Origin of the sequence: Brevundimonas sp. NPDC058933 (genome assembly GCF_049315965.1) — a bacterium.
Classification (GTDB): Bacteria; Pseudomonadota; Alphaproteobacteria; order Caulobacterales; family Caulobacteraceae; genus Brevundimonas.
Map to the genome: position 1 here is coordinate 41,999 of NZ_JBMOSL010000012.1, position 22,102 is coordinate 64,100.

Consider the following 22,102-nt stretch of genomic DNA (forward strand, 5'->3'; position numbering starts at 1 on the left):
CCTGACGCCTGTTCAGATTTCAGGGGAGGCGCTCGTGCGCGGCATCGGGTTCACTATCGGGTCGGTCATCGCTGTCGGCGTTCTGATCGCCGCCGTCCTGGTCGGTTTCCCGACCTACAACGTCTATTCCAAGCAGATGGCGGGAAAGGCGGCCTATGAGGAGGCGGTGCAGAACCGTCGCATCCGCGTGCTGGAGGCCCAGGCTGCGCTGGACTCGGCCAAGCTGACCGCCGCCGCCGAGATCGAACGCGCCAAGGGCGCCAACGAGGCCAACCGCATCATGGCCCAGGCCCTGGGCGGCCCCGAGGCCTATCTGCGCTGGTCCTACATCAATATGTTGCAGGAAACCGCCGGCAAGGAAGGCCGCCAGACCATCTACATTCCCACCGAAGCCGGCATGCCCATCCTCGAGGCCGGCCAGCGTCCCCCAGCGCGCTAAACCGCTAGACCGGCTCTGCGTGCAGCCTGAGATAGGTGGGGTCGAACTCGGCGATCTGGGCCAGGCGCGGCCAGTCCAGAATATCCACGCGAGGGTTGGTCCAGCGGACCAGGCCCTCGCGGCGAAGCTCGGAGATCAGCCGGTTCACATGGACCGTCGACAGGCCCAGGGCGTCGCCCAGAACCGTCTGGGTCAAGGGCATGTCGAAGCTCTGGCCGTGGGTCAGGCCGACTGCGCTGAGCCGGGTGAACAGTTCGCAGACCAGATGCGAAAGATGCCCCAGTCCGCTGCGCCGCCCCATGGCCACCAGCCACTGACGGTGGATGGCCGCGTCGATGATGGTGTCGAGCCAGAGCAGCCGCGTCAGATGCCCGTGCTCCTCGGTCAGCTTGCGCAGACGGTTGTGCGGGGCATGCGAGATGACACAGGGGGTCAGCGTGACCACGCCGTGATCCATCTGCTTCATCAGCAGGCTGTGCAGATCGACGAAGTCGCCGGCGACGTTGATCTCGGTGATCTGCCGCCGTCCGTCGGACAGGGTGGAGTATCGGGCCGTGAAGCCGGCCAGCAACAGGATGCTGTGCTCGGTGACGGCGTGCTCCAGCACGATATCGACATTGGCCTCGACCCGGCGCGGGGGATCAAGCACCTCCGCCAGGGCGGTGATCTCGTCGGGCGAGACCGTGTCCCGCCGCGACAGTTTTTCGATAAGGGCGTTGGTCATGGTGTGGGCCCGGAGATTCAGCGAAGGAGGCAATGCCTGAAGCGTGCAAGCGTTGCCGTATCCATTGGCGGACTTTGACGCCTCACGAACTTACATATGTGAATGCGACGGATTTTGAACGGCTTAGGTTGTCGAGGCGCGGCTTCCGCGCACGGATGCCGCATGCATGACCACCTATCTTTGCCTGATCACTGTACGCGAAGGCCAGGTGCCGCAGATCAGGCATGTCGATTGTCCGCGTGATGACGAGATTTCGGCCTGTCTGACGCCGGTTCTGGCCGAATGGCCGCAGGTGCATCGCGTCGAGGTGCTGGACGGCGACCGACTGGTCTTTCTCCTGGAAACGTCCGGCATGACCAAGGCCTAGGTCGCGGACGGGCTGGCGCAGGTGGTCAGTCTGACGACCTCGGCCTGATTGTCGTCCGTAACGATGACGCGGAACTGTCGGGTCTTCCAGAAGGCGCGCCCCTGATAGCGCAGAATTTCGCCCATGGTGTCCAGGGCGACGGCGTGGGCGGCGTCCAGACTGGCCAGCTCCTGGCCCTGGTCGTCAGGGATCAGATGGCCGTTTTCGGTGTGAAAGAAGTAGCGCGGCAAGCGGGGGCTCCTGTGTGGCCTGCCATCTAAGAGCCCCGCGCCGGGTTTTGTTCACTCGTGTCGCAAAAGGTCAGACCCGCGTCAGCCGCAGGTCCTGATAGTCGTAGGAGAAGTCGATGTCGGGCGAGACGCCCTTCAGCGTCGCCGTCGCCGGCTTGGTCGTCAGAATGCTGAAGGTGATGAAGGCGTCCTCTTCGCGCTTGTCAGGGAATCGCGTGCGGAAGGTCTCGCCGTCATAGGGCTCCAGCCAGCCCTGCAGCGCCGGGGTGTGGGTGAAGCGCAGCCACAGGCCGGACTTGCGGTTGCGGCCGCGCCCCTCGGTCTTCTGCTCGATGACGATGTCGCCGTACCAGGGGTCGCGCCAGGTCCCGACATAGGCGTCCAGCGGCATGGACGGCGGGGCGCCCGCCGCCTGTTTGGCGTCGATCTCGACGGCTGCCTTCAGAGACTTCTCGGTCCCCTCGGCCTCGCGCTTCTTCGAATCAGCGATCCAGTCGACGTCGACCTGGTTCATGACGATGTCCGACAGGCCCGAGCGCAGGGCGCGCAGCAGGAAGCTCTCCTCGGCGTTGGTGAAGACGCTAAAGCCGATCTTGCGGCCGGGGATCAGCACCGTGGCCGAGATGCCGCCGGGCGAGCCGCCGCCGTGGGTGGCCAGACGCTCGCCGCGATAGTCCTGCACCTGCAAGCCCATGGCGTAGGTCGAGGCCACGGCCCGGTTGGGCAGTTCCGCCGTCGGCCCGGCCGAGGAGGAGACGATGATGTTGGGCTTGTACATCTCGCGCGCGGCGGCTTCGGAGAACAGGCGCGTTCCATCGGCCAGCTTGCCGTCGTTCAGGCGCACGGCGATCCACTTGGCCCAGTCGTGGGCGCTGGCGCAGATGCCGCCCGCCGCCGCCGCCGAATCCCAGTTCCACACCTCGACGATGGACTCCGCGATCTGGGCCATCGGTCCCTGATAGCGCAGCGGCGGGCCGACGCGACCGTGGGGCAGGGCGCTCTTCTTCGGGTCGGCCAGACGGGCCAGAGGCACGCTCTCGCTCATGCCGACCTTGTCGAAGATGCGGGTCTGGACGAAGTCCTCCCACGACAGGCCGGACACCTTCTCGATCACCGCGCCCGCCACCACGAACATCAGGTTGCAGTAGTGGTAGTCTTCGCGGAACCCGTCCGCGATGGGCACGAAGGCGGCCTGGGCCAGGACCTCGGCGCGGGTCCGGTCGCTGTTGGGCCAGAACAGCAGGTCCCCGGCGCCCAGGCCGAACCCGGCGCGGTGGCTCAGGGTGTCGCGCACCGTGATGCGCTCGCCCACCATCGGGTCCGACAGGGTGAAGCCCGGCAGATAGGTCCTGATCGGCTCGTCCCACTTCACCTTGCCCTCGTCGACCAGGATGGCCAGGCAGGCGGCGGTGACGTTCTTGGAGTTGGAGGCGATGGCGAACAGGGTGTGTTCGTCGGCGGGCTCGGCCTTGCCCTGACGGCGCACGCCATAGCCCTTGGCCAGGACCGTCTTGCCCTCACGCACCAGGGCCAGGGACACGGCGGGCTGCTCGGGCCAGGCGGCCATGCAGCGCTGCACCCAGGCGTCGGCGGCGGCGGCGATCTCCTCGTCGGTGCGCGTGTCGGCGCGGGTCTGGGCCCATCCGGCGGTCGGCAGGGCCGCGCCCGTGGCGGCGACGGCGGAGGAAATCAGCGCCGCACGACGCGACAGGCGGATGGACATGGGCAAACTCCGGAACACAGAACCGCGACGCTAGCGTCCTGCGTCCCTGGGGCCAAGGGGCGATCCCTCCACAACCACTCAGCCCGGCGGACGCCGGGATCCAAAGCTTTGGCTTCAAGCTCCGTGACGAGAGGCCATGGCGCCGAAGCCGCTCTCACTGGACCCCGGCGTCGGGGAGCAGAAATTTGGGGTTACGCCGCCTGCCGCCACCTTTGCAGATGCTCCAGCACGTCGGCGACAATCTGGGTGCGGGTGAAGCCGGTCAGGTCGCGGGCGCGCGTGCCGTCGCCCGTCTGGGCCGTCATGCGCCATTCCAGCGCGCGGCGGCCCTCAGGCGCCTCCAGCGCGGTCAGGGCCGGCAGGGGCCGCGAGCGGGCGCCGATGCGATATAGGAAGTCGCGGCCGTTGGCGTGTTCCACCACCAGCCAGACGCCGGTCTCGTCCATCTCGACCCGGCTGTTCTCCAGCCCGCCCTCGACCAGGGCGTCGCGCACCTCGACCAGGGCGGGGGCACCCTGACGCTCGATCTGGCGGGCGATGTCCTTGCGGCTGGCGGGGGCGAAGATGCGTTTCAGGCGTTCGCCGATGGGCGGGGCCTCGGTCTCGACCGCCTCGCCCTTCAGGTCGGCGTCCATCTGTCGCGCCAGTCCGAAGGCCAGCAGGATCATGATGACGGCGAACGGCAGGGCCGCCACAAGGGTCGCGGCCTGAAGCGCGCCCAGACCCCCCGCCAGCAGCAGCAGGGCCGCCGTCAGTCCCAGAAGCCCGCACCAGTAGACCCTCTGCCAGCGCGGCGTCTCCTCGGCCCCGCCCGAGGCCAGGGTGTCGATCACCAGAGAGCCGGAATCCGCCGAGGTGACGAAGAAGACCGCGACCAGGGCCACCGCCAGGGTCGCGGTGACGGCCGTGCCCGGCAGATACTCCAGGAAGTGGAACAGGGCCGTCGACAGGTCGGCCTGCACCGCGTCCGAAATCGCGCCGCCCGCCACGCCCAGGTCCAGGGCCATGGCCGAGTTGCCGAAGACCGTCATCCACAGGAAGGTGAAGGCGGTCGGCACCAGCAAGACGCCGATGATGAACTCGCGCACCGTCCGCCCGCGCGAGATGCGGGCGATGAACATGCCGACAAACGGCGACCAGGCGATCCACCAGGCCCAGTAGAACAGGGTCCAGTCGGCCATCCAGGCCCGCGGCTCATAGGCGTAGAGGGTGAAGGTGCGGACGAAGAAGTGGTCCAGATAGAGGCCGAAATTCTGCACATAGGCCTGCAGCAGGAAGAGGGTGGGTCCTACCGCCAGCACGAACAGCATCAGGCAGACGGCCAGGACCAGGTTCAGCTCGGACAGACGTCGCACCCCCTTGTCCACGCCGGTGAGCACCGAGATCGTCGCCGCGCCCATGACCACGACGATCAGGCCGATCTGCACCGTCACCGTGTTCGGCAGGCCCGTCACATAGTTCAGTCCCGAGGTGATCTGCGCCACGCCCAGCCCCAGGGAGGTGGCGATGCCGAACAGGGTGCCGCAGATGGCGAAGATGTCGACCGCGTCGCCGATCGGCCCGTTGATGCGCCTGCCCAGCAGGGGGTAGAGCCCCGACCGCATGGTCAGCGGCAGGCCCTTGCGGTGGGCGAAATAGGCCAGGCTCAGCCCCACCACGGCATAGATGGCCCAGGCGTGGACGCCCCAGTGGGTATAGGTGATGACCATGGCCTCGCGCGCGGCGTCGACCGTGCCGGGCGCCGCCTCAGGCGGGGCGATATAGTGCTGCACCGGCTCGGCCACGGCGAAATACATCAGGCCGATGCCCATGCCCGCCGCGAACAGCATGGCCAGCCAGGAGACATAGGGGAAGTCCGGCTCGGCGTCGTCCGGCCCCAGCTTCAGGCGCCCGGTCGGTCCGACCGCCAGAACGGTGACGAACAGCAGGAAGCCCGCCACCACGGCCACATAGAACCAGCCGAAGGTCTCGATCACCCAGGCCTGGGCCGCGCCGAAAATCAGGTCGGAGGTCGAGGGCGCGATCAGGGCGAGCGACAGCAGGGCGCCCGCGATGGCGCTGGCCCCCCAGAAGACACGGGGGTTCATCTTGGTCGTCAGCATGGGCCCCAAGCGCACGGCGACGCTTAAGGTTCCACCAGGCGGCCACAGACCGGTCACCCGCATGAAGAAGATGTAACTGGGGTCTGTCACGGCGCGCTGATAGTCGCCGCAGCTGAAGGGCGTTGAGGGACGTCCGCGCCGGGGACCAGACCATGTCGAAACACAAGTTCGCACCGCTTCTCGGCGTTGTTCTGGCCCTGCCGACCGGGGCCGCTCTCGCCCAGGCGGCGTCCTCCGCGCCTCCGGCGACGGCTCAACAGGTCCAGACCTCGCCAGTCCAGACGGCGCCTGTCCAGCCGACGCCGCAGGCTGTCGAGGACAAGGATCAGCCGGCGACCGTGGGCGACGTCGTCGTCACCGCCCGCGCCAACGACGTGCGGACCTCCATCGATTCCATCAGCTACAGCCTGGCCGACGATCTTCAGGCGACGACCGGCAGTCTGGCCGAGGCCCTGCGCAATGTTCCCTCGGTCGATGTCGATCCCCAGGGCAATGTCTCCCTGCGCGGCGACGGCAATGTCACCATCCTGGTCGACGGGCGTCCTTCGGCCATCCTGTCCGGGCCCAACCGGGCCGACGCCATCCTGCAACTGCCCGCCGACCGTTATGCGCGGATCGAGGTCATGACCAATCCTTCCGCCGCCTACAGCCCCGAAGGCTCCGGCGGCGTGATCAACCTGATCACCAAGCCGATTCCGGCCGCTGCGCGCGGCGCCGCGGCCGCGTCCCCGGATGCGACCGTCACCACCGGTTCCTTGCGGGTCAACGTCGGCGACAATGGTCGGTGGAACGCGGGGGTCAGCGGCTCGCGCCAGCGTGGCAAGCTGACCCTGACCGGCGACCTGAGCTATCGCTATGACGATCAGAATTTCGCCTTCGACAGGCTGCGGGAACAGCTCAACCCGCTCACCGGCGCGGTCACCTCCACGACCACCACGGTCCAGCAGAATGACATGATCCAGAAGGGCGCTTTCGGGCGGCTTTCGGCCGAATATCGCCTGACCGACAAGACCATGCTGACCGGCGAACTGCGCGGCAACCGTTTCGAAGCCGACGCCGAGGCCGGGGGATTGTTCGAAACCCGCAACGCGGCCGGCGTCCTGACCAGCGCCTATACCCGTGACGGCGTCGGCGGGTTCAGCATGGACGGCTGGGGCGCCACCGCCCGCGTGCTGCACCAGTTCGATACGTCGGGTCATGAATGGTCCAACGAACTGCGCTACGACCGCAATGACAACGAGAACGCCTCGCTGAACGTCAACGTCTTCTCGATCCCCGTCTCGCCGAGCGTGTACGAAGACCAGACGCAGCAGAACGCCCAGGAAACGATCGGCTTCACCAGCGCCTACACCCGCCCCATGGAGGACGGGTCCAAGCTGCGCGCCGGCTATGAGATGAACATCAACCGCCCGGATCAGGAGGTCGCCCTGTACCGGGGCCCGTCCGAAAGCGACCTGGTTCTGGCGCCTGGCCTCAGCAACCGGTTCGAGGCCGAGCAGACGGTCCACGCCCTCTACGCCACCTATGAACGCCCTTTCGGCGAGAAGCTGTCGGCCCAGTTCGGCCTGCGTCTGGAACAGGCCGAGATCGAGGTCGAGGACGTGACCAACGCCGTGCGCGCCTCGCAGGACTATTTCCGCGCCTATCCGACCGGCCACCTTCAGTACAAGCTGACGGATACGCAGACGCTGCGGGCCAGCTATTCGCGCCGCATCCAGCGGCCGCAACCGACCCAGCTCAACCCCTTCATCTCCTATAGCGATCCCCTGAACCTTCGCTCGGGCAACCCGAATCTGGAGCCTCAGGAGACGGACAGCTTCGAGGCCATGTGGCAGATGCGGCGCGGCCAGAGCTTCTATCAGGCCACCGCCTACTACCGCGACACCACCAAGGCCTTCACCGAGGTCGCCACCGATATCGCCGGCGGAGTCCTGCTGACCCGCCCCGAGAACCTCGGCGCGCGGCGCGACCTTGGCGTCGAGCTGACCGCCAGCGGCCGCCTGCACCCGACGCTGCGCTACAACGCCAGCATCAACGCCTTCCGTCAGGAGATCGCCGCGTCGGGCATCGTGGGCGGGCGCGACCGCGAGGGCGACATGCTTACCGGACGCGTCAGCCTCAACTGGCAGGCGACGCCGAAGGACTTCGTCCAGATCTCCGGCTTCTGGCAGGGCGACCAACTGCTGGCCCAGGGGACGCGCGAGAGCGGCGGCATGTTGAACCTCGGCTATCGTCGCAAACTGAATGATACGCTGTCGCTGCAGTTCACGGCCCGGGACATTCTCAACTCGTTCGGCGGCGCGACCACCTATGACGCGCCCCTGTTCCGGGAAAGGGTCGAGCAGGACATCAACCTGCGCGCCTTCTACCTGGGCCTGACCTGGTCCTTCGGCGGCGGTCCGCGCAAGCCGGAGCCCCAGTTCGACTTCTCGACCGGCCCGACCGGGGGCTGACCTTCAGGCCTCCGACCCCCAGGCTAGGCCCGGACGGCGGGCCTCATCAATCGCGGGTCTCATCAATCACGGGTCTGGGGCTTGCGTGTCCCATCGGCCACACCCACCTCGTTTGACACAAGGCAGGGCGTCGCTTCGCAGAAGGGCGTCTTGATGGAATTCCGCCTTCCGAGGGGACTGCACCGTGAATCTCGACCTCTATTCCGACCGCGCCAAACAGGCCGTCCAATCCGCCCAGTCGCTGGCGCTCGCCCGGCGGCACCAGCAGTTCGCGCCCGAGCACCTGCTGAAGGTGCTGCTGGAGGAACGCGACGGTCTGGCCCGCAAGCTGATCGATCAGGCCGGCGGCGATCCCTCCGCCGTCGAACTGGTCACCGAGGGTCTGCTGAAGAAGCGGGCTCAGGTCGAGGGCGGCTCGGGCCAGCTCTATCTGGACGGCGACACCGCCCGCGTCTTCAGCGCCGCCGAGGAGGCCTCGAAAAAGGGCGGGGACGCCTTCGTCACCACCGAACGCCTGCTGGCCGCCATCGCCAAGGAGGGCGGGGCCGCCGCCGAGGCGCTGAAATCCGCCGGCGTCACGCCCAAGAAGCTGGATGAAGCCGTCGCCGAAATGCGCAAGGGCAAGACCGCCGACAGCGCCGGGGCCGAGGACTCTTACGACGCCCTGAAACGCTACGCCCGCGACCTGACCGAGGCCGCGCGCGACGGCAAGGTCGACCCCGTCATCGGCCGCGACGAGGAGATCCGCCGCACCATCCAGGTCCTGGCCCGTCGCACCAAGAACAACCCCGTCCTGATCGGCGAACCCGGCGTCGGCAAGACCGCCATCGTCGAAGGCCTCGCATTGAGGATCGTCAACGGCGACGTGCCTGAAAGCCTGAAGGACAAGAAGGTCCTGTCGCTCGACATGGGCAGCCTGATCGCGGGCGCCAAATACCGCGGCGAGTTCGAGGAGCGGCTGAAAGCCGTGCTGAACGAGGTGGCCCAGGCCGAGGGCGGCATCGTCCTCTTCATCGACGAAATGCACACCCTGGTCGGCGCCGGCAAGGGCGACGGGGCTATGGACGCCTCCAACCTGCTGAAGCCGGCTCTGGCGCGCGGCGAGCTGCACTGCGTCGGCGCCACCACGCTGGACGAGTACCGCAAACACGTCGAGAAGGACGCGGCCCTGGCCCGTCGCTTCCAGCCGGTCTTCGTCGCCGAACCCACCGTCGAGGACACGGTGTCGATCCTGCGCGGCCTGAAAGAGAAGTACGAGGTCCACCACGGGGTGCGCATCTCGGACAGCGCCATCGTCGCCGCCGCCACCCTGTCGAACCGCTACATCACCGACCGCTTCCTGCCCGACAAGGCCATCGACCTGATCGACGAGGCCGCCAGCCGCGTCCGCATGGCCGTGGATTCCAAGCCCGAGGCTTTGGACGAAATCGACCGCCGCCTGGTCCAGCTGAAGATCGAGCGCGAGGCTCTGAAGAAGGAGACCGACAACGCCTCGGTCCTGCGTCTGGAGAAGCTGGAAGACGAGATCGACGACCTGCAAGGCCAGTCCGACGACATGACCGCCCGCTGGAAGTCGGAAAAGGCCAAGGTCGGCCAGGGGGCGCAACTGCGCGAGACCCTGGACCGCCTGCGCGCTGAACTGGCCGCCGCCCAACGCGCCGGGGACCTCGGCCGCGCCTCAGAGATCGCCTACGGCCAGATCCCGCAGCTGGAACGCCAGCTGGCCGACGCCGAAGCCGCCGAAAAACCCGCCGAAGGCCCCCTGACCCCCGAGGTCGTCGACGCGGAGCAGATCGCCGCCGTCGTCAGCCGCTGGACCGGCGTCCCCGTCGACAAGATGCTGGAAGGCGAGCGCGAGAAGCTGCTCAAGATGGAGGACGAACTGGGCCGCCGCGTGGTCGGTCAGGACGAGGCGCTGGAAGCCGTGTCCGACGCCGTGCGCCGCGCCCGCGCCGGGCTGAACGACCCCAATAAGCCGCTGGGCAGCTTCCTCTTCCTCGGCCCGACGGGCGTGGGCAAGACCGAGCTGACCAAGGCCCTGGCCGGCTATCTGTTCGACGACGACAACGCCATCACCCGCATCGACATGTCCGAATACATGGAGAAGCACTCGGTCAGCCGCCTGATCGGCGCCCCTCCCGGCTATGTCGGCTATGACGAGGGCGGCGCCCTGACCGAGGCCGTGCGCCGTCGCCCCTATCAGGTCATCCTGTTCGACGAGGTCGAAAAGGCCCACCCCGACGTCTTCAACGTGCTGTTGCAGGTGCTGGACGACGGTCGCCTGACCGATGGGCAAGGCCGCACCATCGACTTCAAGAACACCCTGATCATCATGACCTCCAACCTGGGCAGCCAGTACTTGGCCGACCAGCCCGAGGGCGAGGATGTCGAGGCCGTCCGCCCCCTGGTCATGGAACAGGTCCGCGCCCACTTCCGGCCCGAGTTCCTGAACCGCATCGACGAGATCATCCTGTTCCACCGCCTTGGCCGCGAACAGATGGGCGGCATCGTCCGCATCCAGCTGGCCCGCCTCGAAAAGCTGATGGCCGACCGTCGCCTGACCCTGGCCCTGGACGACAGCGCCCTCAACTGGCTCGCCGACAAGGGCTACGACCCCGTCTACGGCGCCCGCCCCCTGAAACGCGTCATCCAGAAAGAACTGGTCGACCCCATGGCCAAGAAACTCCTGGCCGGCGAGATCGAGGACGGCAGCGTGGTGGCCGTGTCAGCGGGGACGGATGGGCTGGAGATCGGGAAGGCGCGGGTGCATTAGGGCGTTAATGCCATCCCGGGGCGCACTAGCGCTCCGGGATCGGGGCCTACGGCGTTTGATCTCTCCAAAACAACGTTCTATCGGTTGCGCCGCACTCACTATACAGCCTAGGTTAGGCAAAAATTGGGGGGCCAATGGCTAGGAAAGTTGCACGGCGCGTTTACGAATATGCGCTTCACAGTCACAAGGCTCCGGCAGGGTACCGTGACCTATTCGAGGCGCTTAAAGCCGTCGATGAAACCAAGCTATTGGTGGAGGTTGGTGCCAAGAGAATTTTTGTTTCGTATCCGAAGAATTTGGAGGGTGGACTCTTCTTTCGCGTCCTGTGGGTGAAAGACGATCGCGATTTTTTGCGCTTCAATGAAGCTAACCTAGAAGAACACGAGGATCGGCTGGGCAGGAATGATCGCTTCGCAGTCGCCTCCCACGGTGCCGTTCTCCCAGAGGCGCGAAAGTTGTTGTTCGAGTACGTTCGAGGTGGTCCAAAGGCAGATGAGTTCATTGCTGCTGTACAGGCAGTCCTCCGCGACAATGTCGAAGGCTATAAGCAACTTAACCTGACCGCTGCGCCGGAATATGCTGGATCATTCGCGGCAGAGGTTTCGGAGCTCGAACGTATCAAGTCGGTAAGGCTCGATCTGGTTCGCCCGAACATTGACTGGTCGGACGAAGCGGACCGGCTTCACGAGTTTGCGGCTGATTCAAATGCGAAACGAATATCTGTAGAGGCTGTCGCTCCCCGCAGTGAAAGCTTACGCCGTGACGATGGCATCGTAGCTGTCGTCACAAGTCAGGTCGACGGCGAGATGTCACACGTCGAGCGGGCGGTGGTGGAGGGGCAAAGACCCGGAGAAGCTGGGACCACCACAATCCGTTCGGATGATCATGTCAAATTTGAACGAGGATCGGTGGATACTGATACAAGCGGGAGCGCCAATATACTGTCCGCTCTTGCCATGCTTGGGGCTATGATTCGCAGACGTCCCAGGAGAGGTTAATGGTAGCTGGAACTGATCTCTATTTTTCTCGGTATGTGCGGCCGCATGCAAGAGCAATATTGAAGTCTCCGCATCTATGGCTTGCGATGCTTTGTGGCCTGATTATTGTAACTCATGGCCGAGCATACAGAGGATTTATTGCGCCTGATATAATGGAAGTATTTGTAAACTATAATTTTATGGTTTTCGGCTTCACTATAGCTGCTCTTACCATTGTGTTTGCTGTTCCGACCCAGAAATTTGTCTCTTTTTTGGCTGAGGCAGGGTCGGCGATTCCGGATAAAGTGACTGGTCCTTGGGAAAAGGCGCTGTTCATTATGTCGTGGAATGGATTTGTCCATTTTTGTGCCCTTATTGCTTCTCTTTCCGTGCTTATTTTTTCCTTCCTAGAAGGGTCGGATTCAAAAAAACTTGCTTATGATATCGCTGATCCAGTTACGGCGACGGTGTTTTTTGTTTTTGTCTCACTGCAAATTTACGCTCTCCTTCAATTTTTAGCTTCTTTGCTTTCGGTTTATTTTTTCTGCGCCGTTTTTATTGAACATGCCAAGGGAGCTCGTTAAATTTGATGCCCTGATAGTTCCGTTCTCTAGCAACTCTTACATTTCGATCCCCAGCACCGGCATCACCTCCACCCCGTCGCAGACGAAGATGCTCATGTGCGGGTGGCCCTCGAACAGGCGGGTCGCCGCCTCGTGGCTGTCGGCGCGCACCACCATGAAGACGGTCAGCAGGTTGACCATGTCCGTCACTTCGCCGTCGTCGCCGATGCGCCTGGTCGGGCCCAGCGGGCCGCCCTGATAGACGATGACCTCGCGGTGCGCCGCCTCCCACTCGGCGACGGCTGCGACGCCGAGGCGGGCCGTCTCGGCCTGCTGGGCCTCGCTCATGGCGCGCCAGGCCCGCCATTTGGGGCCGGTCTTGTCGCTGGTGAAGACGGCCAGGTAATGGGTCTCGGCGCTCATCAAAGCCTCCCGTTTGCGGGAGGGTCGGACTTTCGTCGGCGTCGGGCAAGCGAGGCAGTTCCTTCTCCCCTTGAGGAAGAAGGTGGGCGCCGGAGGCGCTCGGATGAGGGGTGTCAGCGCCGGTCTTAGAGAATTCAAGAACATCGGCGGCGCCTGAGCGATCAAGCGGCGCCGTCGTCACCCCTCATCCGTCATGCTCCGCACGACACCTTCTCCCACAAGGGGAGAAGGGAGGAGGCTTAGATATGAATGGCGTGCCCTAGCGCACGCAACGACGCCTCGTGGAAGGCTTCGCCCAGGGTCGGGTGGACGTGGATCACGCCCGCCACGTCTTCCAGCACCGCGCCCATTTCCAGCATCTGGGCGAAGCTGTTGGACATCTCGGACACGTGCTGGCCGACGGCCTGGATGCCCAGGATGCGGTGGTCGGTCTTGGACGCGATGACGCGAACGAAGCCGCCGTCCTCGCCGGCCTCGATGGCCAGGGCGCGGCCGATGGCGGCGAAGGGGAAGACGGCCTGGATCACGTCGTCGCGGCCCTCGACGTCCTGCGGACCCAGGCCCGCCGAGACGATTTCCGGCTCGGTGAAGCAGACGGCGGCGATGGTCACGGGATCGAATACGCGGTCATGGCCCGCGATGATTTCCGCCACGACCTCGCCCTGGGCCGAGCCCTTGTGCGCCAGCATGGGTTCGCCGGTCAGGTCGCCGACGGCCCAGACGTTCTTCATGCTGGTGGCGCAGCGCTTGTCGATCTTGACGAAGGGGCCGTCCATGGCGACGCCCATGGTCTCCAGACCCCAGCCCTGGGTGCGCGGACGACGGCCGACGGTGACCAGCACCTTGTCGGCGTCCAGCTGCATCGGGTTTCCGTCCTTGTCGGTGACGTTCAGCCTGCCGTCGCCGAAACCGCCGGCGCGGGCGCCGAGGAACAGCGCGACGCCGTGCTTCTCGAGCCACTTCTGCACCGGGTCGGTCAGGGCCTTGTCGTAGAGCGGCAGCAGGCGGTCGGCCATTTCGACGATGGCCACTTCGGCGCCCAGCTTGCGGAAGGCGATGCCCAGTTCCAGGCCGATATAGCCGCCGCCGACGACGACCAGCTTCTTGGGCACCTCCGGCAGGCTCAGGGCTTCGGTCGAGGAGATGACGTCGCCGCCGAAGGGCAGGAAGGACAGTTCGACCGGCTCCGACCCCGTGGCCAGGATGACGTGTTCGGCGGTGATCAGGATGGGGCCGTCGGCGGTCTCGACGCGGCAGGTCTTGGCGTCGGTGAACTCGGCCCAGCCCTTGATGACCTTGACCTTGGCCTTCTTCAGCAGGGCGGCGACGCCGGCGTTCAGCTTCCTGACGATGCCGTCCTTCCATTCGACCGTCTTGGACAGGTCGATGGCCGGGGCCGACGCGGTGATGCCCAGGGCGCCGTCGCCGGCGGCCTTCAGCACCGTTTCATACTTGCCCGCGGCGTGGATGATGGCCTTGGACGGAATGCAGCCGACGTTCAGGCAGGTGCCGCCCAGGCCGTCGCCGCCGTCCACCAGCACGGTGTCCAGCCCCAACTGGCCGCAACGGATGCCCGCGACATAGCCGCCGGTGCCAGCGCCGATGATCAGGACTTTGGTTTTGAGGGTCTGCATGATCCGAACAACTTCCGCTCATCCCCGCGGAGGCGGGGACCCAGGTTTTTGGCTATGCGCTCAGCGTCTCGACGAGATCGCGCCAGCCGGGGTTCATTTCTTCAACTAGCCGCAGTTTCCACTGGCGGTTCCATTTCTTGATCTGCCGCTCCCGTCGAAACGCCGCCTCGCGGGTTTCGTGGGTCTCGAACCAGACCAGCCTTTCGACGTCGTGCTCGGCGGTGAACTTAGACCCCGCCCGTTCCTTGTGCTGACAGGCGCGCAGACCAATGTCGTCTGTCGAGCCCGTATAGAGCGTCCCATTCCGTCGGCTGGCCATGATGTAGGTGAAAAAGGCCAAGGGCGGGGTCCGAAGCTAAAGCCTGGGTCCCCGCCTCCGCGGGGATGAGCGGAAGGAAGGTGCTGGGTCTCTTAGTTCATCCAGAGCGTGGCCGGGTGCTCCAGCAGGCCCTTGATGCGCTGCACGAAGACCGCCGCGTCGTGGCCGTCGACGATGCGGTGATCGAAGCTGGAGCTGAGGTTCATCATCTTCCTCACGACCATCTGGCCGTCCTTGACCACCACGCGTTCGGCGATCTTGTTCGGGCCGACGATGGCGACCTCGGGGTGGTTGATGATGGGGGTGTGAACCACCCCGCCCAGCGTCCCCAGCGAGGTGATGGTGATGGTCGAGCCGGACAGCTCCTCGCGCTTGGCCGAGCCGTCCTTGGCGGCGCCCGAGACGCGGGCGATTTCCAGGGCGGTGGCGTAGGGGTCCAGCGCCTCGGCGTGGCGGACGACCGGCACCATCAGGCCGTTCGCCGTCTGGGCGGCGATGCCCAGGTGGACCGGGGCGTGCGTCGTCAGGACGCCGGCCTCGTCGTCGTAATGGCTGTTGATCGTCGGCTGGTCGCGCAGGGCCACGACGATGGCGCGGGCGATGAAGGGCAGGACGTTCAGCTTGGGCTGGTCCTTGGCCTTGGTGGCGTTCAGGTGGGCGCGCAGTTCCTCCACCGCCGTCATGTCGATTTCCTCGACATAGGTGATGTGCGGGATGCGACGCACGCTCTCGGCCATCTTCTCCGCGATCTTGCGGCGCAGGCCGATGATCTTGGTCTCGGTGGCGCCTTCGGCGCGGGCGTAGGTCGAGGAGGGCGTTCCGGCGGCGGCGGCGGGCAGCGAACCGCCGCGCGAGACGAAGGCGTCCAGGTCTTCATGCTGGATGCGGCCGGCGGGACCCGAGCCCGGCACAAAGGCCAGGTCGATGCCCAGATCGCGAGCGCGATTGCGCACGGCGGGCGAGGCCAGGGCGCGCTCACCCGGCTGGCGGCCGGTCATGGCCGGGACGGGCTTGGCGTCAGCCTTGGGTGCGGCTGCGGCAGGCTTGGCGACCGGCGCGGGCGCGGCCTTCTCGGCCTTGGCGGCGGGGGCCGCCGCGGCAGCCGGAGCCGCGGCGACATTGCCCTTGCCCTCGACCTTGAAGCTGACCAGAGGCCCGCCGACGGGGACCTGATGGCCCGCGTCGCCGTGCAGGGCGACGACCACGCCGTTGATCGGGCTGGTGATCTCGACCGTGGCCTTGTCGGTCATGATGTCGGCGAGGATCTGGTCTTCCTCGACCGCGTCGCCGACCTTGACGTGCCAGCCGACCAGCTCGGCCTCGGCCGTGCCTTCACCCACGTCGGGCAGCTTGAAGACATAGTTGGCGCCGGCGGCGGCCGGAGTGGACTCTTGCGAGCCCTCCCCCTTGATGTGGGAGGGTTGGGTGGGGGTGATTTCGGCAGAAGCGGTGACGACAGCAGCGGCTTCACCCCCATCCCCAGCCCTTCCCCCATCAAGGGGGAAGGGGGCTTCTTCGGCATTGCCGGCGCCCTCGACCTCGAACTCGACCAGGGGGCCGCGCACGGGGATCATCTGGCCGGGCTCGCCGTGGATGGCGAGGACCTTGCCGCTGACCGGGGCAGTGATTTCCACCGTGGCCTTGTCGGTCATGATGTCGGCGACGATCTGGTCTTCCTCGACCCTGTCGCCGACCGCCACGTGCCAGGCGACCAGTTCGGCCTCGGCGGTGCCTTCGCCCACGTCGGGCAGCTTGAAGACGAAGCGACCCATATCAACGGCCTCCCGACATGACGGCTTTCAGGGCGTCGGCCACGCGTTGCGGGCCGGGGAAGTATTCCCACTCGAAGGCGTGCGGGTAGGGGGTGTCCCAGCCCGTGACGCGCGCGATGGGGGCTTCCAGATGATAGAAGCAGCGCTCCTGAACCAGGGCCGACAGCTCGCCCCCGAAGCCCGAGGTCTTGGGCGCCTCGTGCACGATGACGCAGCGGCCGGTCTTCTTGACGCTGGCTTCGATGGTCTCGATGTCCAGCGGCACCAGGCTGCGCAGGTCGATGACCTCGGCGTCCACGCCCGCGTGCTCGGCGCCGGCCAGCGCCACCCAGACCATGGTGCCATAGGCCAGGATGGTGACGTCCGAACCTTCGCGCATGACGCGGGCCTTGCCGATCGGCAGGGCGTATTTCTCGGTCGGAACCTGGGCCAGCTCCTGGGTCTTCCACGGCGAAACCGGCTTCTCGTGCCAGCCGTCGAAGGGGCCGTTGTAGAGGCGCTTGGGCTCGAAGAAGACGACCGGATCGTCGTCCTCGATGGCGGCGGTCAGCAGGCCCTTGGCGTCATAGGGGTTGGACGGAATGACAACCTTCAGACCCGCGATGTGGGTGAACAGGGCTTCCGGCGACTGGCTGTGCGTCTGGCCGCCGAAGATGCCGCCGCCGTAGGGGCTGCGGATCGTGATCGGCGAGGTGAACTGACCGCCCGAGCGGTAGCGCATCTTGGCCGCTTCGGAGACGATCTGGTCATAGGCCGGATAGATGTAGTCGGCGAACTGGATCTCGACGACCGGGCGCAGGCCATAGGCGCCCATGCCGATCGCGGCGGCGACGATGCCGCACTCCGAAATCGGGGCGTCGAAGCTGCGGGTCAGGCCGTGCTTCTGCTGCAGCTGGTCGGTGACGCGGAAGACGCCGCCGAAATAGCCCGCGTCCTCGCCGAACGACAGGACGTTCGGGTCCTCGGCCATCTTGACGTCGATGGCCGAGTTCAGGGCCTGGATCATGTTCATCGGCACGACGCCAGCCTTGGGCGCCGGCTTCGGCGCCTCCGACTTGGGGGCATTGTTCTGATCGACCATGTCGGGTTCGAGGCCGTCGTTGCGGTCGGCGTCGGTGAAGGTTTGCTGGGTCATGGTCAGACTCCGACCTCGCGGCGCTGTTCGATCAGGCGCCAGTCCTCGGTCGCATAGACCTCCTCGAACATGGTCTTCACGCTGGGGCGCGATTGGCCGAGCGTGCCGATGGCTTCGGATTCCTTGCCGGCGGCGCGGACCTGCTCGACGGCGTCCTTTTCAGCCGCGACCTGCTGCTCGTCCGACCATTCGCCCAGCACGATCAGGTGCTGTTTCAGGCGCGCGATCGGGTCGCCCAGCGGCCACTTCTCGGCCTCGTCGCCGGGGCGATAGCGGCTGGGGTCGTCTGACGTCGAGTGCGGGGCGCCGCGATAGGTGAACAGCTCGATCACGGTCGCGCCCTGGTTGGTGCGCGCGCGCTCCTCGGCCCACTGGGTCGCAGCCCAGACGGCCAGGAAGTCGTTGCCGTCCACGCGCAGGGCCGGCAGGCCATAACCGATGGCCTTGGCCGCGAAGGTCGTGTCCAGACCCCCGGCGATGCCCATGAAGGACGAGATGGCCCACTGGTTGTTGACCACGTTCAGGATGACCGGGGCGCGATAGACCGAGGCGAAGGTCAGGGCGTTGTGGAAGTCGCCTTCCGCCGTGGCGCCGTCGCCGATCCAGCTGATGGCGATCTTGTCGTCGCCCTTGTAGGCGCTAGCCATGGCCCAGCCCACGGCTTGCGGGACCTGGGTGCCCAGGTTGCCGGAGATGGTGAAGAAGCCATAGTCCTTGGCCGAATACATGATCGGCAGCTGTCGGCCCTTGATCGGGTCTTCGGCGTTGGAATAGATCTGGTTCATCATGGTCGCCAGCGGATAGCCGCGCGCGATCAGAAGCCCCTGCTGACGATAGGTGGGAAAGCCCATGTCCTCGCGGCTCAGGATCATGCCCTGGGCGACCGCGATGGCCTCCTCGCCGGTGCACTTCATATAGAAGCTGGTCTTGCCCTGGCGGTGGGCGCGGTGCATCCGCTCGTCAAAGGCGCGCGTCAGGATCATGGCCTTGAGGCCGCGACGCATAGTCTCGGGGTCCAGTTTCGGGTCCCAGGGCCCGACGGCCTGACCTTCGTCGTCCAGCACGCGGACCAGCCGGAAGGCATGGTCGCGCATGTCATAGGGGGCGGTCGACACCTCCGGCCGGCTTACCGCGCCGGCGGGATCGAACTGCAAGTGGCTGAAATCAGGCGCATCGCCGGGCCGGCCCGAAGGCTCCGGCACGCGCAGCGACAGCGTGGGCGTGTTCTTCATCATGCGTCCCGTCCGGTTAATCCGACCGCGTTTCCTCTATGAAGAGGGCATAGCATGGCGCGTCTCTGTTGGCCTTCCTAAAAATACCCTTGCCAAAAGCTAATTTGGGGTATTTTATTGCGTGAAATCCCCTTTTGGAGAAACGCCTTTGGCTGATGAACTTGATCCTATCGACGCCCGCATCCTCGACATCCTGCAACAGGACGCGGGACTGTCGGTCGCCGAGGTCGCCGATCGCGTCGGCCTCTCGGCCTCGCCCTGCTGGCGCCGGATCAAGAGACTGGAGGACTCTGGCCTGATACGCAAGCGGGTCACGCTTCTGGACGCCGGCCTGCTGGGTTTGGACTTCGAAGTCTACGCCATCGTCAAGCTGAGCCTGCCCTCGCGCGAGAACCTGGACATCTTCGAATCCGCCGTCGCCAACTGGCCGGAAGTGGTCCAGTGCGCCACCATCACGGGCCGCGAGGACTACGTCCTGCGCATCATCACTTCCGACATGCACGCCTTCGACCAGTTCCTGCGTGACAAGCTGCTGACGCTCGGCATCGTCTCCGACTGCGCCAGCCATATCGTCACGCGCGGCGTGAAGAACGTCACCACCCTGCCGCTGGGCATCATAACGCCCCACGTCAGCTAACCCTGTTTTCCTCCCCACGCAGTGGGGAGGGGGACCACGCAGTGGTGGAGGGGCCGCTGCGGGACGCCAAGAAGCCCCTCCGCCACGGACGCTCCGCGTCCGCGCCACCTCCCCATGAAATGGGGAGGAGAGGGAGGCCGACATGATCGAACTGGTGATCGACGCGCGCAGGAAAGACCTCGGCGGGTTCGAGGTCGGGCGCGTCCTGCCCTTCCATTCGCACCGGATGGTCGGCCCCTTCATCTTCCTGGACCAGATGGGACCGGCCGAGTTCGCGCCGGGCGCCGACGCCATCAATGTGCGGCCGCACCCGCACATCGGCCTGTCGACCCTGACCTATCTGTTCGAGGGCGAGATCATGCACCGGGACAACCTGGGCTACACCCAGCCCATCCGTCCCGGCGAGGTGAACTGGATGACCGCCGGTTCCGGCATCGTCCATTCCGAACGCACCGACCCGCTGAAAAAGGCGCAAGGGGGGGCCATGCACGGGATGCAGGCCTGGGTCGCCCTGCCGACCGAGAAGGAAGAGATCGCCCCCTCCTTCACCCACCTGGGCGAGGACGCCCAGCCGACCTATGAGAACAAGGGCCTGTTCGCGCGTCTGGTGGCGGGCGAGGCCTTCGGCGAGAAGGCCGGCACCCCGGTCCAGTCGCCGCTCTTCTACGTCCACTGGGAGATGGCCGAGGGCGTTCGCGCCGCCCCGCCGCCGCCGAAGTCCAAGGGCGGCTACAGCGAACGCGCCCTGTTCGTGGCCAAGGGTCGGATCGAGGTCGACGGCCGCGCCTTCCACGAAGGTCAGATGGTCGTCCTGTCGGCCAGCGCCGAGCCGACCGTCACCGCTCTGGCCCCCTCCAGCGTCATGGTCCTGGGCGGCGAGCCGGTTGGCGAGCGCCTGATCTGGTGGAACTTCGTCTCCTCGTCCCAGACCCGTCTGGATCAGGCCAAGGCCGACTGGAAGGCGGGCCGCATGAGCCTGCCCGCCGAGGACGCGCTGGAGTTCATCCCCCTGCCGGACGAACCGGCCCAGGCGACGCGCGCGCCGGAACCGGTCGAACCCAAGCCGACCGAACCGGTCTAGTCCGCCGCGTCCACGTCGAAGCCTCGGCGACGGTAGATGTAGACGGCGACCCCGCCGAAGGCGACGCCGAGCGCGATCATGGCCCAGTGGATCGGGGCCGGAAAGGGCTCCAGCGGCGATGCGTCGTCACGCGGCAGGGGCTCGCCCAAGCTGGCCGATGTGGAGCGGTCGTCGATCGGGGCCTTGGCGCTGGCTGCCAGCGGCGTCAGAATGATCGCCGTCGCCAGCACGGCGATCCGCAAACGTCTCGTCATGATCGTCCCTGTGGCGCCGAACGCGCTGGATGTGCGCTGCCAAACGCGCCGCGTCTGGATAGGGTCCGGATTACGGGCTGTGAATGTCTGGAAATCTCTGAATCTGGGACGCTCAGGCAAGAGCGGGGCCGCCCCCTGAAATGGATTTTCCCCAGGTCGTGAATTTCGGCTAGGCTTGCGGGTGTGTTGACCCGCCCGAGGATACGGCGTCATGACCTCGCGTTCCATTGCCTGGGAGGTTTCGACCTCGACCGTGCCTGACGCCTTCGAGCGCTATGTCTATGGTATGGCTGACTTTTACGAGATCTCCGGGGTCAGCGACCATGACCGGCGGCGCTTCTACAACAACACTCGCACGACCCTGACCGAAGGCGGAGCCATAGGGCAGGGCCAGTCCGTTCGTCAGACCCTGTCGCGAAGCGCTGCGACATTGCGCCGCTCGGATGTGGACGGCTTGAATCTATTGATCAATCGGGCCGCGGTGGTCGGCGACGCGGACGGACGGTCGATCCGCGCGGCCCCCGGCGCCGTCCAGTTGCGCGATCTTTCGCGCCCGGCGGCGTCCCGGCTCGAGTTGATCGACGTCACCACCCTGATCGCGCCGCGAACCGCCGTTCCCGCCTGTCTGTTCGCCAGGGAGGCCCACGGCACGGTCATCCCGCCCGAGGCGCCGGGGGCGCGGTTGCTGACCGCCCACCTCACCAGTCTGGATCAGCTGGCCGCCAGCCTGACGGGTGAAGAGGTCGAAGCGGCCATTCAGGCTGCTCTGCTGGTCGCGGCGCGCGTCACCGGCCTTGATGCGCGCCTCGCGCCCTCGGACGTCGCGGCGCTGCAACGCTCGGTGCGACGGGTCGCCAAGGCCTTCATAGAAGAGCGACTGACGGCAGGCGACGCAGCGGTCGCCAGCGACGCCGTCGCCAGGGCGGCGGGCGTATCGCGCACCTCCCTCTATCGCGCCTTTGACGAGGAGGGCGGGGTCAACCGCTACATTCAGGATCGACGGCTGCACCACGCCCGTCGCGCCCTGAGGCAGAGAAGCGGGCCGACCCCGACCATCGCCGACATCGCCTATGCCTATGGTTTCGCCTCGCCCTCCCATTTCAGCCGTCAGTTCCGCGCGCGCTTCGGCTATTCCCCCTCCGAGGTCGAGCCCCTGTCGACGCCGCGCGACGTCTCGATGACCGACGGCCCCATCCGCCACGACATTCTGGTGCAGTGGCTCAAGGCGCTGCAGGATATTCCCGACGTGGGCTAGGGGCCGGGC

The 22,102-nt window shown here is 66.1% G+C and carries 20 protein-coding genes; 9 read left to right on the top strand and 11 right to left on the bottom strand.

Annotated features, from left to right (window positions below; genetic code table 11):
- The first annotated feature begins 34 nt into the window (after nucleotides 1–34).
- Complete coding sequence (locus ACOZBP_RS15405) at nucleotides 35–439, top strand: hypothetical protein (protein WP_422677202.1); 405 nt, start codon at nucleotides 35–37, stop codon at nucleotides 437–439.
- A 4-nt stretch (nucleotides 440–443) separates the two neighbouring features.
- Here the strand turns inward: ACOZBP_RS15405 and ACOZBP_RS15410 are convergent, their stop codons facing one another.
- Nucleotides 444–1,163 (bottom strand): Crp/Fnr family transcriptional regulator, encoded by a 720-nt coding sequence (locus ACOZBP_RS15410; RefSeq protein WP_422677203.1) that lies wholly within the window; start codon nucleotides 1,161–1,163, stop codon nucleotides 444–446.
- A gap of 166 nt (nucleotides 1,164–1,329) precedes the next feature.
- Between ACOZBP_RS15410 and ACOZBP_RS15415 the strand changes: the two genes are divergently transcribed.
- Nucleotides 1,330–1,530 (top strand): hypothetical protein, encoded by a 201-nt coding sequence (locus tag ACOZBP_RS15415; RefSeq protein WP_422677204.1) that lies wholly within the window; start codon nucleotides 1,330–1,332, stop codon nucleotides 1,528–1,530.
- On the opposite strand, the gene ACOZBP_RS15420 is transcribed toward ACOZBP_RS15415, so the two are convergent.
- From ACOZBP_RS15420 to ACOZBP_RS15430, 3 genes are all read right to left on the bottom strand, one after another.
- A complete protein-coding gene (locus ACOZBP_RS15420) occupies nucleotides 1,527–1,760 on the bottom strand; it encodes a DUF6894 family protein (RefSeq protein ID WP_422677205.1) in 234 nt (77 codons plus the stop codon). The genes ACOZBP_RS15415 and ACOZBP_RS15420 overlap by 4 nt on opposite strands.
- 70 nt (nucleotides 1,761–1,830) lie before the next feature.
- A complete protein-coding gene (locus ACOZBP_RS15425; protein WP_422677206.1) occupies nucleotides 1,831–3,483 on the bottom strand; it encodes a serine hydrolase in 1,653 nt (550 codons plus the stop codon).
- A 191-nt stretch (nucleotides 3,484–3,674) separates the two neighbouring features.
- On the bottom strand, nucleotides 3,675–5,675 hold the full coding sequence (locus tag ACOZBP_RS15430; protein ID WP_422677207.1) for a BCCT family transporter: 2,001 nt from the start codon (nucleotides 5,673–5,675) through the stop codon (nucleotides 3,675–3,677).
- Nucleotides 5,676–5,737: 62 nt separating this feature from the next.
- Here ACOZBP_RS15430 and ACOZBP_RS15435 point away from each other — a divergent pair, with 62 nt between their 5' ends.
- From ACOZBP_RS15435 to ACOZBP_RS15450, 4 genes are all read left to right on the top strand, one after another.
- Nucleotides 5,738–8,038, top strand: coding sequence for a TonB-dependent receptor domain-containing protein (locus tag ACOZBP_RS15435; protein ID WP_422677208.1), 2,301 nt, complete (start codon nucleotides 5,738–5,740; stop codon nucleotides 8,036–8,038).
- Between the two features lie 184 nt (nucleotides 8,039–8,222).
- The gene (gene clpB, locus ACOZBP_RS15440) at nucleotides 8,223–10,811 is read left to right on the top strand and encodes an ATP-dependent chaperone ClpB (RefSeq protein ID WP_422677209.1); all 2,589 of its coding nucleotides are present in this window, start codon (nucleotides 8,223–8,225) and stop codon (nucleotides 10,809–10,811) included.
- 134 nt (nucleotides 10,812–10,945) lie between these two features.
- Nucleotides 10,946–11,809, top strand: coding sequence for a hypothetical protein (locus ACOZBP_RS15445; RefSeq protein WP_422677210.1), 864 nt, complete (start codon nucleotides 10,946–10,948; stop codon nucleotides 11,807–11,809).
- Complete coding sequence (locus ACOZBP_RS15450; protein WP_422677211.1) at nucleotides 11,809–12,372, top strand: hypothetical protein; 564 nt, start codon at nucleotides 11,809–11,811, stop codon at nucleotides 12,370–12,372. Before ACOZBP_RS15445 ends, ACOZBP_RS15450 begins: the two co-directional genes overlap by 1 nt.
- Before the next feature lie 36 nt (nucleotides 12,373–12,408).
- Here ACOZBP_RS15450 and ACOZBP_RS15455 read toward each other — a convergent pair whose 3' ends face one another.
- The 6 genes from ACOZBP_RS15455 to ACOZBP_RS15480 form a co-directional block, all read right to left on the bottom strand.
- Complete coding sequence (locus ACOZBP_RS15455) at nucleotides 12,409–12,774, bottom strand: hypothetical protein (RefSeq protein WP_422677212.1); 366 nt, start codon at nucleotides 12,772–12,774, stop codon at nucleotides 12,409–12,411.
- 239 nt (nucleotides 12,775–13,013) lie between these two features.
- Complete coding sequence (gene lpdA, locus ACOZBP_RS15460) at nucleotides 13,014–14,408, bottom strand: dihydrolipoyl dehydrogenase (RefSeq protein ID WP_422677213.1); 1,395 nt, start codon at nucleotides 14,406–14,408, stop codon at nucleotides 13,014–13,016.
- A 52-nt stretch (nucleotides 14,409–14,460) separates the two neighbouring features.
- Nucleotides 14,461–14,748: a GIY-YIG nuclease family protein gene (locus ACOZBP_RS15465; protein ID WP_422677214.1), complete on the bottom strand. Its 288-nt coding sequence runs from the start codon at nucleotides 14,746–14,748 to the stop codon at nucleotides 14,461–14,463.
- Nucleotides 14,749–14,819: 71 nt separating this feature from the next.
- Nucleotides 14,820–16,499 (bottom strand): 2-oxo acid dehydrogenase subunit E2, encoded by a 1,680-nt coding sequence (locus ACOZBP_RS15470; protein WP_422677215.1) that lies wholly within the window; start codon nucleotides 16,497–16,499, stop codon nucleotides 14,820–14,822.
- A 1-nt stretch (nucleotide 16,500) separates the two neighbouring features.
- On the bottom strand, nucleotides 16,501–17,511 hold the full coding sequence (locus ACOZBP_RS15475) for an alpha-ketoacid dehydrogenase subunit beta (protein WP_422677234.1): 1,011 nt from the start codon (nucleotides 17,509–17,511) through the stop codon (nucleotides 16,501–16,503).
- A 125-nt stretch (nucleotides 17,512–17,636) separates the two neighbouring features.
- Nucleotides 17,637–18,869, bottom strand: coding sequence for a 3-methyl-2-oxobutanoate dehydrogenase (2-methylpropanoyl-transferring) subunit alpha (locus ACOZBP_RS15480; protein ID WP_422677216.1), 1,233 nt, complete (start codon nucleotides 18,867–18,869; stop codon nucleotides 17,637–17,639).
- A gap of 145 nt (nucleotides 18,870–19,014) precedes the next feature.
- Here ACOZBP_RS15480 and ACOZBP_RS15485 point away from each other — a divergent pair, with 145 nt between their 5' ends.
- A complete protein-coding gene (locus tag ACOZBP_RS15485) occupies nucleotides 19,015–19,503 on the top strand; it encodes an Lrp/AsnC family transcriptional regulator (protein ID WP_400548452.1) in 489 nt (162 codons plus the stop codon).
- Nucleotides 19,504–19,645: 142 nt separating this feature from the next.
- On the top strand, nucleotides 19,646–20,584 hold the full coding sequence (locus ACOZBP_RS15490) for a pirin family protein (RefSeq protein ID WP_422677217.1): 939 nt from the start codon (nucleotides 19,646–19,648) through the stop codon (nucleotides 20,582–20,584).
- Here ACOZBP_RS15490 and ACOZBP_RS15495 read toward each other — a convergent pair.
- Nucleotides 20,581–20,838 (bottom strand): hypothetical protein, encoded by a 258-nt coding sequence (locus tag ACOZBP_RS15495; RefSeq protein ID WP_422677218.1) that lies wholly within the window; start codon nucleotides 20,836–20,838, stop codon nucleotides 20,581–20,583. The two genes, ACOZBP_RS15490 and ACOZBP_RS15495, sit on opposite strands and share 4 nt — an antisense overlap.
- A 211-nt stretch (nucleotides 20,839–21,049) precedes the next feature.
- Between ACOZBP_RS15495 and ACOZBP_RS15500 the strand changes: the two genes are divergently transcribed.
- Nucleotides 21,050–22,093: a helix-turn-helix domain-containing protein gene (locus ACOZBP_RS15500; RefSeq protein ID WP_422677219.1), complete on the top strand. Its 1,044-nt coding sequence runs from the start codon at nucleotides 21,050–21,052 to the stop codon at nucleotides 22,091–22,093.
- Nucleotides 22,094–22,102 lie beyond the last annotated feature (9 nt).

Excerpts from the sequence above, each read along its gene's own strand:
- ACOZBP_RS15490 (WP_422677217.1), top strand. The coding sequence starts at position 19,646 with ATGATCGAACTGGTGATCGACGCGCGCAGGAAAGACCTCGGCGGGTTC.
- lpdA (WP_422677213.1), bottom strand. The coding sequence starts at position 14,408 with ATGCAGACCCTCAAAACCAAAGTCCTGATCATCGGCGCTGGCACCGGC.
- ACOZBP_RS15415 (WP_422677204.1), top strand. The coding sequence starts at position 1,330 with ATGACCACCTATCTTTGCCTGATCACTGTACGCGAAGGCCAGGTGCCG.
- ACOZBP_RS15425 (WP_422677206.1), bottom strand. The coding sequence starts at position 3,483 with ATGTCCATCCGCCTGTCGCGTCGTGCGGCGCTGATTTCCTCCGCCGTC.
- ACOZBP_RS15500 (WP_422677219.1), top strand. The coding sequence starts at position 21,050 with ATGACCTCGCGTTCCATTGCCTGGGAGGTTTCGACCTCGACCGTGCCT.
- ACOZBP_RS15435 (WP_422677208.1), top strand. The coding sequence starts at position 5,738 with ATGTCGAAACACAAGTTCGCACCGCTTCTCGGCGTTGTTCTGGCCCTG.
- ACOZBP_RS15470 (WP_422677215.1), bottom strand. The coding sequence starts at position 16,499 with ATGGGTCGCTTCGTCTTCAAGCTGCCCGACGTGGGCGAAGGCACCGCC.
- ACOZBP_RS15480 (WP_422677216.1), bottom strand. The coding sequence starts at position 18,869 with ATGATGAAGAACACGCCCACGCTGTCGCTGCGCGTGCCGGAGCCTTCG.
- ACOZBP_RS15475 (WP_422677234.1), bottom strand. The coding sequence starts at position 17,511 with ATGAACATGATCCAGGCCCTGAACTCGGCCATCGACGTCAAGATGGCC.
- ACOZBP_RS15495 (WP_422677218.1), bottom strand. The coding sequence starts at position 20,838 with ATGACGAGACGTTTGCGGATCGCCGTGCTGGCGACGGCGATCATTCTG.
- ACOZBP_RS15450 (WP_422677211.1), top strand. The coding sequence starts at position 11,809 with ATGGTAGCTGGAACTGATCTCTATTTTTCTCGGTATGTGCGGCCGCAT.
- ACOZBP_RS15410 (WP_422677203.1), bottom strand. The coding sequence starts at position 1,163 with ATGACCAACGCCCTTATCGAAAAACTGTCGCGGCGGGACACGGTCTCG.
- ACOZBP_RS15455 (WP_422677212.1), bottom strand. The coding sequence starts at position 12,774 with ATGAGCGCCGAGACCCATTACCTGGCCGTCTTCACCAGCGACAAGACC.
- ACOZBP_RS15445 (WP_422677210.1), top strand. The coding sequence starts at position 10,946 with ATGGCTAGGAAAGTTGCACGGCGCGTTTACGAATATGCGCTTCACAGT.